Raw genomic sequence first — 13,168 nt, forward strand, 5'->3', positions numbered from 1 at the left:
CTCACACCGATATTATTCTAAGTTTCATCTGAGTAATCACCGCCAGAACCATACTTCCAGGCATCAATCAAACGATGCCAATAATATTGTTGTTCTTTTGGTTGATTCTTAATCCATGTTTCTAGCATTGGACTTAGCGAAAGCAAGGCAGTGTATACACCTAAATTACTGTAATGTAACATCCAATCTAGCAAACTTGCCAAACCTACTTGCGGAATTATCTTGGCAACTATTACAGGATGATATAAACCAGTTTTTAACAGTGTTTGGGTTAGTGCCGAAAACTGCACTATATCCTGTAAAAATGGTTTTAGCACTGGTGTACCTAACTGTTGCATTTCCTGAAATACTGCCGAGAGTAATTGGTTAATTTGATCTGGGGCAATTTTTTGATTTACACCCACACTCATCGCCCTTTGAAACAACCAGGTAACAGTCAAACTCGGCTGATAGGGTTGCAGCAGTGCTAAGGCTTTTGCAGATAATTGTTCTGTTTCCAGCGCTTCGGAAATGCCATAAGTTAAACGCTTCAGATGACGCACCATTGCCCCAAAACCACCAAAACTCAAGGGCGATTGACTACCACTGCTATCTCCGGCTGGAAGAATGCGATTCCAAGGAGTTTTTAGCGGACTTTGGCGATAGGTGGGAAAGAAACCAAATAGTGCTCGTTGAAATTTCAGTTTGCTCAACTCCACTCCCTGATATTCTGGTAAGAGACGCAGATATTCTTCAAATAGAGCTTCTAAACTCAAACGTTGGGGTTCTGCATCCATGTAGGTAAACAAGTAAGTGGTTCTGCCATCCCTAGCTGGAAAAGCTTCCCAGAAGTACTGACATTGATTCTGCAAGGATGTAAATGATAACAACAAGTCGCCTGAGTGATTTTCCGGAAAACCTTGGGCGCAACTTCCCACAACCAAGCACAGCGCATCTGGTTTTTTGCCTTGGCGTGCTTGTTGCGTGATGGGTGAAAAATGTCCCATCGCGTCGATTAATAACCGAGTTTTGAATTGGTTATTTACCATCACCCCATCGGGATGAACCACTGCTTCGCTAAAGGGTGTATTTTCTAACAACTTTCCCCCGGCGGCGAGAAATCTAGTTTTCAAGGTAGCGAGTAGATAAACTGGATCTACACCGATATTCAAAACATCCTCTACCCAAACTTCTGTACCGCCAGCAAAACTAACTCGCGCTGGGTTATATTGAGTGGCGATCGCACTCTCTAATTCTTCCTCAGTCAGCAAGTTTAATTCCACAAATACATCTAGTTCTTTGCGAGAGATATTCCACTCTTGTTCCCTCCCCCGCAAAATACCGCGTTCCAGCAACGCTACCCGCAGTCCCTTCACCGCCAAGGCGCAACCAATTAAAATCCCTAAAGTGCCACCGCAGATAAGCACATCGAAGTCTACAGCGCCTAAAGGCTGTTGATTTTCTTTAACTAACGTTGGTACTGGTGCGGTGTTTTCGCGCAGAGATGTGAGGGTGCGATCGCTTTGGCGCAATCCTCCTAAAACATCGCCGGGTAATTGGGAAAGAATTTCTTCTGTTAAAGACATTTTGGAAAAACTAAACTCTACATTCCAAAACTACCTGAGAATGAAGAAAGTAGATGCGATCGTGGCCAGGTAAATCGCAATTGGAACAGGACTTACGCAAGAGAGATCCCCCCTAACCCCCCTTTTTAAGGCTACGGTGTACACACAAGTCGAATTACCCCCCTTAGTCCCCCCTTGCAAAGGGGGGAAACCGGAAAATCTTGTTCCCTCCCCTTTGCAAGGGGAGGGCTAGGGTGGGGTAAAACCTTGGGTTTTTCAGCTATTTCAGACTTGTGTGTACACCGTAGCCTTAAAAAGGGGGGAACCGAAATCAAAGTCCCCCTTTTTAAGGGGGATTTAGGGGGATCTAAAACGTTTTGCTACCGACCAAATAACTTTTAAAACATCCTTTTAAGGATTTTTTTATTTAAAAGACCTCACGTTAAATTATCCCAAACCGAATAGTTTTGCGATCGCAGGCAATAATTTATTACCCGCTTCTACCAGAGAAGCAACAGCAGGTAAGCCTGTAAATATCCCTTTCAACATGGTGATGGCTGTTTTTGCCGTCTTTTGCTTAGTGGATTCTTGAGGAGTTTTACCCGCTTCTGCCAAAGTGTTCACCTGTTCTAGCGCTTCGGTTTTGTCTTCTTCTGACAAATATGTGGATTGGACGATCGCATCTTGCAACTGCGACAATAATTCTTTGATTCCTGGTTTCTCGGCATCGGTTGCATCAGGTAACTGATTGAGGGCAATACTCACGTTACCGCTAATGGTTCCTAGATTAGCAATAGAACTATTGCCAGCGATACCGCTAACATTACTGCTGCCTTCAATATTGATGCCACTGATATCAGACATATTTGTATCTCCTTGTGTATAAAATTTCGGCTGCTTGAGAGCAGTATCTACCATATTTTCTAAACTAATAATGCGCTGATCTTTTTCTACCAGCAATAATTGCTGACTCTGCGATAAAGCTTTGAGTTGATTATAGTCATCAAAATATTCTGCACTCAGTTGAGATTTATCGCTACCTGCGGCGGTTTTGGCTCTGAGCAAGATTTTATCATCGCCGCGTTTCTCCATTGCCACGATTTCTAACTCGGCTTCGGGATGATTTTCGGCAAGGTTTTTGAAGGCTATGGCAACAGCACGGGGGTCAACGCCTTGATTATGATAAAGGTCGAGGGTGTCAAAAATTGGCTTGATAAAGTCGGCAAAATCCCCGTCTGCAAATATCTCTTGTTTATTATCAGGTTTGCGGAGAGGATCGGGGTCTTCTTTGGTGGGTAAGCGCATAAAGACATATTCACACCTCACCCCATGCAATTTAGTTGTATTTGTAATGCCCCAATCTTCGATGTACGCGCCGGTGAGGGTTGCACCTGTTAAATCTGTGCCGTCTAGTTGCGTTTGCTTGAGCTTTGCTCTTGACAAATCGGCATCTTGCAAGTTTGCTTCACTGAGATCAGCGCCTATAAAGCTGGCATCTGCTAGGTTAGCTTTTTGTAAGTTGATACCCCGCAGGTCTTCACGGTCAAAGTTTTTGTCTTGTCCCTGTCCTGTAACTAGCAGTTGACGTACTTGTGAGTTTTGCAGATAAGTTGAGCCAGAACGAACACGGTCAAGCATTTTGGCTTGATACCAACGGCTACAGATAAGAATAGTTTTTCGGAAATCTGTACTTTTGAGCGTAGCTTGGGTGAAATCAGCATTGGTTAAATTAGCGCCACGAAAACTTGTACCTCCTGTTGCAGCAAAGGCGATCGCAATATTGCGAATTAAGGAGTGTTTTTGATCTCCTTTCATAGCTCGCCAGCTGATGTAGATACTAAATAACGTTCCGGCTCCGGCTCCGGCTCCGGCTCCGGCAAAGGCTCCGGCTCCGGCGACGGTGAAGGCTCCGGCTACGGCAAAGGCTCCAGCGACGGCGAAGGCGACGGTGAAGGCTCCGGCTACGGCAAAGGCTCCAGCGACGGCGAAGGCGAAGGCGAAAGCGACGGCTCCGGCGAAGGCTCCGGCTCCGGCGAAGGCTCCGACTAAGGCGAAGGCAAAGGCGACGGCGAAGGCGACGGCGAAGGCGAAGGCAAAGGCGACGGCGAAGGCGACGGCTCCGGCTCCTAAACCAGCTATTATTCCTTGGCGAATTGTGATGAAGAAAAAGGCAATCAATGTGATTAGAGCAACCCAGCCCCCAATGGAGTCGTCACTGGATGAGCTAAATATCAGCGACACCAAGTAACCATTGATAGCCCAGAGAAATCCTGACAGTCCCGACAATAAGAATGAGATAATAACTAAACCAATTGCCGAACGTCGTTGCAGTCCAGCTTTGGCATGGCTGAAGTTTGCCCCTGTCAGGTTGGCGTTGGTGAAGTTTGCACCTCGGATGTCGGCATAGCTAAAGTTTGCACCCACAAAGTCTTTTCTACCTTTGAAGTTGCGTCCTCGAAGATTTTGACCGGAGAAGTCTAAAGCCATGTTCCACTTTACGGAGGTGAGCAAATTTTACTACACGCTCACCCCTGTAAATTCATGAATGGTTAGATATATTTGTTAGTTGAGGCTAAAAGGTGCAATTTCGAGGATAAAAGGCGCAACTTTGAGGATAAAAGGTGCAACTTCGAGGATAAAAGGTGCAACTTCGAGCCTCAGAAGGTCAACGTCGAGCCTCAGAAGGTCAACATTGAGGTTAAAAGGTGCAACTTCGAGGATCAAACGTGCAACTTCGAGGCTCAGAAGGTCAACGTCGAGCTTCAGAAGGTCAATGTTGAGGTTCTGAGGCTCATTGTTGAAGTACAGCCAATACGGTTTGGCTGGGTAATAGTAATTGAGAGTTCACTTCCGTCCTGCCAAGACTTGTTCGGCACTCAAATCCAACTGTGAAAAAGTAAAAGAGATGATGCGTTCTTGTCCTCGGAATACAACAGCATCATAGAACCCTTCTACTAGGGTGCATATTGTTACTATTTCTTGAATTGGGTCAACAATCCAATATTCGGGAATTTCCAGAACAGCATACTCAGAACGTTTGCTGCGATAGTCTGTGGTTTGTGTAGATTCGCTGACGACTTCTACCACTAATGTGGGGGGAGTTTCGTTGAGTTCGATTACAGCTTCTCGATTAGAAAGTGCTTCCCACTGCTGTGTTGGTAATACTACTACATCTGGAATTCGTGAGGTGTCCCAGCGTCCTTTGCGTGGAGAACACACTCCTACAGAAAACTTTTGTGCTGTCCAATTCTGTCCCATTTTGGCGCTTTCATCATCAAAGCTTCGTTCTAAAAACTTGGAGATGCCACCGTGCTTGCCAGTGCCAAGGCTGATGGGAATTAATTCTCCATCTACCAATTCATATTGGGTATCCGTGCCATCGTTATACTTAAGATACTCTGCAAAAGTAAATTTTTTTGTGGTTGCAGTCATAGCGATACCTACGGTGGGCTGCGCCTACGCAATTCTCATTGATGACTCAATACAGTTATTCTACTTGCATTACAGGAAATACTGATGGAACGTTAAAAATTAAGGCGTTGCTGAATCAAGGGATGATTCTTGTAGGGTGGGCGTCTCGCCATTGGTGTCAACTTAACGTGAAACTGCACGTCCACCAGGAATTGAAATTCCTGGCTCATAGCCGAAGTCATCTAAAGATGACTAAATAAAATATCCCGAAAAATCTTGAGTCTACTTCAGTAGACTTTACCTATTAGGCGGGAACTTCAGTTTCCGACGGGTACTCAAGCCAAGTGAGAAGTCCACCAGGAATTGAAATTCCTGGCTCATAGCCGAAGTCATCTAAAGATGACTAAATAAAATATCCCGAAAAATCTTGAGTCTACTTCAGTAGACTTTACCTATTAGGCGGGAACTTCAGTTTCCGACGGGTACTCAAGCCAAGTGAGAAGTCCACCAGGAATTGAAATTCCTGGCTCATGGCCGAAGTCATCTTTAGATGACTAAATAAAATATCCCGAAAAATCTTGAGTCTACTTCAGTAGACTTTACCTATTAGGCGGGAACTTCAGTTTCCGACGGGTACTCAAGCCAAGTGAGAAGTCCACCAGGAATTGAAATTCCTGGCTCATAGCCGAAGTCATCTAAAGATGACTAAATAAAATATCCCGAAAAATCTTGAGTCTACTTCAGTAGACTTTACCTATTAGGCGGGAACTTCAGTTTCCGACGGGTACTCAAGCCAAGTGAGAAGTCCACCAGGAATTGAAATTCCTGGCTCATGGCCGAAGTCATCTTTAGATGACTAAATAAAATATCCCGAAAAATCTTGAGTCTACTTCAGTAGACTTTACCTATTAGGCGGGAACTTCAGTTTCCGACGGGTACTCAAGCCAAGCGAGAAGTCCACCAGGAATTGAAATTCCTGGCTCATGGCCGAAGTCATCTTTAGATGACTAAATAAAATATCCCGAAAAATCTTGAGTCTACTTCAGTAGACTTTACTTATTAGGCGGGAACTTCAGTTTCCGACGGGTACTCAAGCCAAGTGAGAAGCCATCCATAGCTTAAGTTGACACTAATGGCAAGATGCCCATCCCACAAAACTAGTAAAATCATCCCGAAAATATGGAACGCTCGAAATTAATTGCTATTCTTACAGGCGCGATTTCGCTCATTTTAGCGATCGCTTTTGTCATGGAGCGTGAGCCAGCCCCATGTATCAATAAAAAGCTTATCCCCCATAGAGTTCGTCGTCTAAGTTGGCAGCTAGAGAACCGTGAGATACTGCGCCGATGAAATTTGCCAGGGGATCGCTGCTTTGGGTGTGTGGGTTAGATGCTGGTGATTTTTGGGTACGTGCAAGTTGTTGAACATACTGCAACACGTCTTTTAGGTGTTGCTCTGGCAGTTGTTCAATAGCGTCAAAGATAGCTTGTTTCATTGTCATGGCAATAGCTCAATGTCGCTTTCAGGTTATTAATATTTTATGTGCTAAAGTGCGGTTCGCTCACACCCAGAAACAATAGCCGAGTTTATTATGTGGATATAGGCACTGCATAACAACTTGCATTACAGGAAATACTAATGGAACGTTCAAAATTAATTGCTATTCTTACAGGCGCGATTTCGATCATTTTAGCGATCGCTTACCTCATCGTAGTCCAACTACTAGACTACCGGGACATGAAACCCGCCCCCATCAGCCAATTTGACCAAGCGCCTGCAATTATTTCTGTTGTTTGGCAGATTGACAAAATTACTAGAGTGTAAACTGCATTTAGCTGACTTGTAGAGAAAGACGCAATCAGTTGCGTCTTTTGTCATTTATGTCAATAAGTAAAAATTCACAATGAGTATTGATGAAACCAACAGTTAATTCATAGATAAAAAGCAATACCTATTATTCATTACTCAAATAGTTGATTATATAAGTTTTATTTAGAGGAATTATCTCAGATTTGTTTAGATAAAGTAATTCCATTTTGTCAAATATAACGGTAAGCTGTTTCTAACAAAATTAAATAAAGATAAATTTGTCTTATCTGCCTAGGGGTAGCTCATCGTAGACATCGCTGGGTTAACAGGGATCAACGCTAGTTGATTCCAAACCCCAACTTTTTGATACAAATTTAGAGGTTAAGTTGATGGCTCAGTTTCTACTTGAGACTGTTTGGCTAGTTCCTTGCTATGCCTTAATAGGCGGCTTGTTAGCAGTGCCTTGGTCACCGGGGATCATTCGGAAAACGGGGCCAAGACCGGCGGGTTATCTAAACTTGGTGATGACATTTTTGGCGTTTGTGCATTGTGCGATCGCCTTACAAGCAACTTGGAATTATCCAGCCCAAGAAGTATTTATACCTTGGTTATCTACAGCTGGTTTAGACCTCACTATTGCTTTGGAAATATCCTCAGTTAGTGTTGGCGCTTTAGTTGTGATTACTGGGTTAAATTTGCTGGCGCAAATTTATGCCATCGGCTACATGGAAATGGATTGGGGTTGGGGACGCTTCTATTCCTTATTAGGAATGTTTGAAGCGGGACTATGTGCCCTTGTTCTGTGTAATGACTTGTTCTTCAGCTATGTAATTTTGGAAATCCTTACCCTGGGAACCTACCTGCTAGTTGGCTTATGGTTTAGCCAGCCGTTGGTAGTCTCAGGTGCAAGGGACGCTTTCTTAACCAAGCGGGTGGGAGACTTATTCTTACTGATAGGCGTATTGGCATTATGGCCCCTCGCCGGAACTTGGAATTACACAGAATTAGCTGAATGGGCGGCTACTGCTAACGTCAACCCGACAACTATGGCACTGGTAAGTTTAGCTTTAATTGCTGGGCCGATGGGTAAATGTGCCCAATTTCCCCTGCATTTATGGCTAGATGAAGCGATGGAAGGCCCAGTTCCCAGTACAATTTTGCGGAACTCGGTAGTAGTAGCTAGTGGTGCATGGGTGCTAATTAAATTGCAACCTGTGTTAAGCATATCGCCCATAGCTTCCTCGGCGATGGTTGTCATTGGTGCGGTGACAGCCGTGGGTGCTTCGTTAATTGCGATCGCTCAAATTGATCTTAAACGCTGCCAATCCTATTCTGTCAGTGCATACATGGGTTTAGTATTTATCGCCGTGGGAGTGCAACAATACGAAGCAGCGCTATTGTTAGTACTCACCCATGCTATATCCGCAGCCCTGTTGGTGATGAGTACTGGGGGAATTATCTGGAATAGCATTACCCAAGATGTCACCCAATTAGGCGGATTGTGGAAGCGTCGCCCGATTTCTGCGATCGCTTTTATCGTCGGGACTTTGGGATTAATTGGTTTTCCACCCCTGGGTAGCTTTTGGGCGCTGATGGAACTAGCAGATGGGTTGTGGGAAACGCAGCCTTGGTTAGTGGGAGTAGTGATCGCGGTAAATGCTTTAACAGCCGTGAGTTTAACCAGAGAATTTGGTTTACTTTTTGGTGGTAAAGCTACACAAATGAGTGAGCGATCGCCTGAAGCACACTGGCCGATGATTCTGCCAATGATGATTTTACTTGGCGTTAGTCTACATCTTCCTTTGATGTTGCAAAGCTTATCACTTTTACCCAATTGGGCAACTCTAAATAAAGATGTCGCACTACTTTTAATTTGGTCGAGTATTTTCGGTTGCAGTATCACTGGCGTGATTTATTTAGGCAATATTCCTAAACCGATTCGCCTGCCTTGGAAAGGCTTACAAGACTTATTGGCATACGACTTTTACACACCCAAACTCTATAAAATGACCATAATTTTTGGAGTTGCCAAAATTTCCCAACTTGCCGATACAATTGACCGCTTTGTAGTCGATGGCATCGTTAATTTTGTCGGTTTATTTTCGCTATTAGGGGGCGAAGGTCTTAAATACAGCACCTCTGGACAAGCTCAATTTTATGCCCTCACTGTCCTATTAGGAGTGAGCGCTTTAGGAATGTGGGTAGCTTGGCCATTTTGGGGAGTGCAGTTTTTAAATTTTGTTTTTCAAATCTCGACAATTGGGTAGCAATAACTATCCTACTAAAAGTTAACAGTTTAATATTGTGAGGAGAATTCCATGAACATACAAAATCCCCAAATCAATTTTTCCAGAAGAGGTTTATTGAAGTTTAGTGCAGGTGCGATCGGTACAGGTGTATTGACAGCCGGACTTAGCTCAAACTTACTTGCAGCCGAAAAAAAAGCCCCTGTAGCGCCAGTAGAAGATGATATTACACCTGATAAGGCACTGCAAGAATTATTAGATGGGAATGACAGATTTGTTAAAGCAAAACGTCGCAATCCCCACCAAACTCAATCACGTTTAGCCGAAGTTGCCAAAGGTCAAAAGCCCTTTGCTTCTATTCTCGGTTGTGCAGATTCACGAGTACCTTCAGAGATTGTCTTCGACCAGGGACTTGGAGATTTATTTGTCTGCCGTATAGCTGGTAATATTGCCACAACACAGCAAATTGGTAGCCTAGAATTTGGCAGCTTAGTGTTAGGTTGCAAAGTCATCATGGTACTTGGACATGAAAGATGTGGTGCAGTAGATGCCGCAATTAAAGGTGCTCAAGTTCCAGGTCAAATTGGAAGTTTGCTTGCGGCGATTAAACCAAGTGTAGAAAAATCAAAAGAAGAATCAGGAGATAAGTTAGAAAACGCTTGTAGAGCAAATATTTTGGCACAAGTGGAAAGATTGAAATCATCGCCAGTTTTATCTGATCTAATCAAGGCAGAAAAGCTGAAAATAGTCGGTGGTTATTACGATTTAGATACTGGGAAAATCAGCGTAGTCGGTTAGCTTTTTTGTCCTTTGTCATTAGTCATTGGTCATTGGCTAAGAGGTTGTTTAAGAAGTGTTTTGCTGTAATTTTAGGCACTTTTAGATCCCCCTAATCCCCCTCTTAAAAAGTCGTATATACACAAGTCTGAAATAGCTTGATTAACCAAGATTTTACCCCACCCTAACCCTCCCCTTGCAAAGGGGAGGGAACAAGATTTTCCGGTTTCCCCCCTTTACAAGGGGGGATTAAGGGGGGTAATTAGACTTGTGTGTACACCGTAGGAACCGGAATCAAAGTCCCCCAATTTATCGGGGGATTTGGGGGGAGCTAAAATTTTTGATACCAACAACATGACTTTTAAAACATCCTCTAAGAGTAGGTCATAAAGGACAAAAAGCAAAAGAAAAAGGACAAAATTACCATGTTAAGTGTTTTGATTTGGCTGCCAATTTTAGCTGCTATTTTCATAGCAGTATTACCTCTAAATATTCCTAATTATCGCGTTCGTTTAATAGCATTACTTTTTTCGGGAATAGTTCTCTTCTGGAACCTTTTTATCCTGCTAAAATTTGATATTAGTAATCCGGGGATGCAATTTAAAGAGTATTTACCCTGGAATGAAACCCTTGGTTTGAGCTATCAATTAGGTGTTGATGGGCTTTCTATCTTGATGTTGGTATTAAATAGCCTACTCACCTGGATTGCTGTTTACAGTAGTAGTAAAGAAACTGAACGCCCCCGACTGTTCTACTCCATGATTTTATTAGTTAGTGGAGGAGTTGCAGGTGCTTTCTTAGCAGAGAATTTGCTGCTATTCTTCCTGTTCTACGAACTAGAATTAATCCCCTTTTACTTACTAATTTCCATTTGGGGAGGAGCAAAACGGGGTTATGCTGGGATGAAATTCCTGATTTATACTGCTGTTTCGGGAGCCTTAATTCTGGCAACATTCTTGGGTATGGTATGGCTGAGTGGTTCTACCAATTTTGCTTTTGATGCCGTCTCTACAGAAAATCTGTCAACAGCAAAACAAATCCTTTTACTAGCAGGAATAGTTTTAGGTTTTGGCATTAAAATTCCCTTAATTCCCTTCCATACTTGGCTACCCGATGCTTATGTTGAGGCTTCAGCACCAATTGCCATTCTTCTCGGTGGCGTGTTAGCAAAGCTGGGAACTTATGGACTGTTGCGATTTGGGTTGGGTATGTTTCCCCATGCTTGGAGTATTATTGCACCGACTTTGGCAATTTGGGGAGCAATCAGCGCTATCTATGGGGCAGTAATTGCGATCGCTCAAAAAGATATCAAGCGCATGGTAGCATACAGTTCCGTCGGTCACATGGGCTATATCTTGCTAGCTGGTGCTGCTAGTACTCCTTTAGCACTCGTGGGTGCAGTAGCCCAAATGTTCAGCCACGGCATCATCCTGGCGATTCTCTTCCACTTGGTGGGAGTCGTAGAAGCGAAAGTTGGTACACGTGAGTTAGATAAACTCAATGGTTTAATGAGTCCCATACGCGGTATACCCTTAATTAGCGCTTTATTAGTTTTAAGTGGAATGGCTAGCGCAGGTATTCCCGGTTTAACAGGATTTATCGCCGAATTTCTCGTCTTTCAAGGCAGTTTCTCTGCTTTTCCCATCCCGACAATTTTGTGTGTAGTAGCTAGTGGATTAACCGCAGTTTATTTTGTCATTCTCCTCAACCGCACCTGTTTTGGCAGACTGGATAACTTAGCTTACTATCCCAAAGTCCTATGGTCTGAGAAAATCCCAGCTTTAATTTTGGCAGCCTTTATCATCTTTTTAGGAGTACAACCCACTTGGTTAGTGCGTTGGAGTGAATCTACAACTACAACAATGGTGGCTGCAATTCCCTCCTTAGAAAAAACCGTAATCTCTGAAGTAGCGCTGAAATAGGAAATAAATCAAAACACTTGTAGAGACGGCGATTTATCGCGTCTCAAAACCTATCCGCCCAGACGCAATTTATCGCATCTCAAAACCTATCCCTCAGACGCGATAAATCGCGTCTCTACAAATTTAGAATTACCATGACAGCAATTAAAACAGCAATTAAATTACCTCCTTCCAAACATGAATTTTCTGAAGTAATTCACCGCTTAGAAGCAGGCGGTGCAATGTTACCCGATACCCCAGAAAATTTGATGCAAATCATCGGTTTATATAAAGCTTATGCTGTGCCGATGGATTTCTACTGGCGTGACCTACTTTATATTGCCGAACGCGAATTTTTAAACCCGCTTCCCTTCTTTAAATACTTCTTACCCAAAGAGTATTTAGAATTGCATAATCATTATGCTGGTGATGATGCCGATTTGCGAATTTGGCGTGGCGAAGCTACTGCACATCCAGAACTTTTGGCATTTATCGAGAAGGGTGAAACCTTCAAAATGCCGAAGTTATTGCATCACTTGTTCCACGATCGCATTAACATGGAATTTGCTGAAGCCTGTATGCGGGCGATGTTGTGGCATAGAGGTATGGGTGGACAATTTGACCCTTACCTAGATTCAGACGAATACAAAGCCAACGCCGACAGAGCAATTAAAGCTTACTTCCAAGGGAACCCCGTCATGCTGGGACTTTACAAGCTGTTCCCCGATATGTTTTTGGAACAGTGCCGCCAGATGTCATACTACGCTAATCTGGGCTTATTCTGGGAAATCATGGCCCCGGTATTCTTTGAAATGTCCGACCGCTATGACGAAGGTACGATTAGCAGCGTCCCAGAGGCGATGAATTTTTTAGTTAATGGTATATTTGCGATCGCAGGTCGTCCCATTTACCATCACGTTTATATTCGTGGCGAATGCTACGAAATTGTGCCAAAATCCAAGGGTTTCATGTGGCTATATGAAGCCGCATTACCATACGTCGAAGCTGTTTTCTACCGCACCGCACCCTTCCGCGGCACAAAATCTTATAATGCTCAAGCGCGTCAAGTACCAGAAAACCAAAAAGACTTTCACTATGGTATTCTTTACGCTGATGTATTCCCAGTCGGTACTGCTGGCATCCCCCCCACATTATTAATGCAAGATATGCTGCATTTTTTACCACCATATCTTGTTGATTACTACAGCCAACATTGCCGGGGTGAAGAAGATATGTTGATTCAGTTGGGAGTTAGTTTTCAACGGTCAATGTACTGTGTTACTTCTGCGGTAATTCAAGCTTTGCGAACTGCACTTTTATATCCTTTAGATGACCAAAATCCCAAGCATTTACAAGCTAATCGAGATTTTTTTGAGATGCAGTTAAATCGCTTTACTCGACCCGAATATAACATTCGTGATGCTGCTCGTTTGGGAAGTATTCAAAGTCAAGATTATAGATGAGAGATCCCTCCAACCCC

General features: G+C 43.5%; 10 protein-coding genes. 5 read left to right on the top strand and 5 right to left on the bottom strand.

Translation table 11 applies throughout. The features are described from left to right. Positions 1 to 17: 17 nt before the first annotated feature. The 5 genes from HUN01_RS12480 to HUN01_RS12500 all read right to left on the bottom strand — a co-directional run bounded on the left by HUN01_RS12480 (position 18) and on the right by HUN01_RS12500 (position 6,456). Positions 18 to 1,565, bottom strand: coding sequence for an FAD-dependent monooxygenase family protein (locus HUN01_RS12480; protein WP_181931534.1), 1,548 nt, complete (start codon positions 1,563 to 1,565; stop codon positions 18 to 20). 426 nt (positions 1,566 to 1,991) lie between these two features. Continuing rightward, on the bottom strand, positions 1,992 to 4,031 hold the full coding sequence (locus tag HUN01_RS12485; protein ID WP_181931535.1) for a pentapeptide repeat-containing protein: 2,040 nt from the start codon (positions 4,029 to 4,031) through the stop codon (positions 1,992 to 1,994). A 75-nt stretch (positions 4,032 to 4,106) separates the two neighbouring features. After that, on the bottom strand, positions 4,107 to 4,268 hold the full coding sequence (locus HUN01_RS12490; RefSeq protein WP_181931536.1) for a hypothetical protein: 162 nt from the start codon (positions 4,266 to 4,268) through the stop codon (positions 4,107 to 4,109). 120 nt (positions 4,269 to 4,388) lie between these two features. After that, positions 4,389 to 4,976 (bottom strand): Uma2 family endonuclease, encoded by a 588-nt coding sequence (locus tag HUN01_RS12495; RefSeq protein ID WP_181931537.1) that lies wholly within the window; start codon positions 4,974 to 4,976, stop codon positions 4,389 to 4,391. 1,264 nt (positions 4,977 to 6,240) lie between these two features. Continuing rightward, positions 6,241 to 6,456, bottom strand: a complete 216-nt coding sequence (locus tag HUN01_RS12500) for a hypothetical protein (RefSeq protein WP_181931538.1) — start codon at positions 6,454 to 6,456, stop codon at positions 6,241 to 6,243. A 137-nt stretch (positions 6,457 to 6,593) separates the two neighbouring features. Between HUN01_RS12500 and HUN01_RS12505 the strand changes: the two genes are divergently transcribed. The 5 genes from HUN01_RS12505 to HUN01_RS12525 all read left to right on the top strand — a co-directional run bounded on the left by HUN01_RS12505 (position 6,594) and on the right by HUN01_RS12525 (position 13,151). After that, the gene (locus tag HUN01_RS12505) at positions 6,594 to 6,779 is read left to right on the top strand and encodes a hypothetical protein (RefSeq protein ID WP_181931539.1); all 186 of its coding nucleotides are present in this window, start codon (positions 6,594 to 6,596) and stop codon (positions 6,777 to 6,779) included. A gap of 374 nt (positions 6,780 to 7,153) precedes the next feature. Next, entirely contained in the window at positions 7,154 to 9,031 is a 1,878-nt protein-coding gene (locus HUN01_RS12510) for an NAD(P)H-quinone oxidoreductase subunit F (protein WP_181931540.1), read from the top strand. A gap of 51 nt (positions 9,032 to 9,082) precedes the next feature. Continuing rightward, entirely contained in the window at positions 9,083 to 9,808 is a 726-nt protein-coding gene (locus tag HUN01_RS12515; RefSeq protein ID WP_181931541.1) for a carbonic anhydrase, read from the top strand. Positions 9,809 to 10,212: 404 nt separating this feature from the next. Then, positions 10,213 to 11,709 (top strand): NADH-quinone oxidoreductase subunit M, encoded by a 1,497-nt coding sequence (locus HUN01_RS12520; protein ID WP_181931542.1) that lies wholly within the window; start codon positions 10,213 to 10,215, stop codon positions 11,707 to 11,709. A gap of 134 nt (positions 11,710 to 11,843) precedes the next feature. Further along, a complete protein-coding gene (locus tag HUN01_RS12525; protein WP_181931543.1) occupies positions 11,844 to 13,151 on the top strand; it encodes a CO2 hydration protein in 1,308 nt (435 codons plus the stop codon). The last annotated feature ends 17 nt before the right edge of the window (positions 13,152 to 13,168 follow it).

It is taken from the genome of Nostoc edaphicum CCNP1411 (genome assembly GCF_014023275.1).
GTDB classification, from domain to species: Bacteria; Cyanobacteriota; Cyanobacteriia; order Cyanobacteriales; family Nostocaceae; genus Nostoc; species Nostoc edaphicum_A.

What these genes read in the sequence shown, in the direction of transcription:
- HUN01_RS12480 (WP_181931534.1), bottom strand. Translation starts at nt 1,565, where the DNA reads ATGTCTTTAACAGAAGAAATTCTTTCCCAATTACCCGGCGATGTTTTA.
- HUN01_RS12485 (WP_181931535.1), bottom strand. Translation starts at nt 4,031, where the DNA reads ATGGCTTTAGACTTCTCCGGTCAAAATCTTCGAGGACGCAACTTCAAA.
- HUN01_RS12495 (WP_181931537.1), bottom strand. Translation starts at nt 4,976, where the DNA reads ATGACTGCAACCACAAAAAAATTTACTTTTGCAGAGTATCTTAAGTAT.
- HUN01_RS12500 (WP_181931538.1), bottom strand. Translation starts at nt 6,456, where the DNA reads ATGACAATGAAACAAGCTATCTTTGACGCTATTGAACAACTGCCAGAG.
- HUN01_RS12505 (WP_181931539.1), top strand. Translation starts at nt 6,594, where the DNA reads ATGGAACGTTCAAAATTAATTGCTATTCTTACAGGCGCGATTTCGATC.
- HUN01_RS12510 (WP_181931540.1), top strand. Translation starts at nt 7,154, where the DNA reads ATGGCTCAGTTTCTACTTGAGACTGTTTGGCTAGTTCCTTGCTATGCC.
- HUN01_RS12515 (WP_181931541.1), top strand. Translation starts at nt 9,083, where the DNA reads ATGAACATACAAAATCCCCAAATCAATTTTTCCAGAAGAGGTTTATTG.
- HUN01_RS12520 (WP_181931542.1), top strand. Translation starts at nt 10,213, where the DNA reads ATGTTAAGTGTTTTGATTTGGCTGCCAATTTTAGCTGCTATTTTCATA.
- HUN01_RS12525 (WP_181931543.1), top strand. Translation starts at nt 11,844, where the DNA reads ATGACAGCAATTAAAACAGCAATTAAATTACCTCCTTCCAAACATGAA.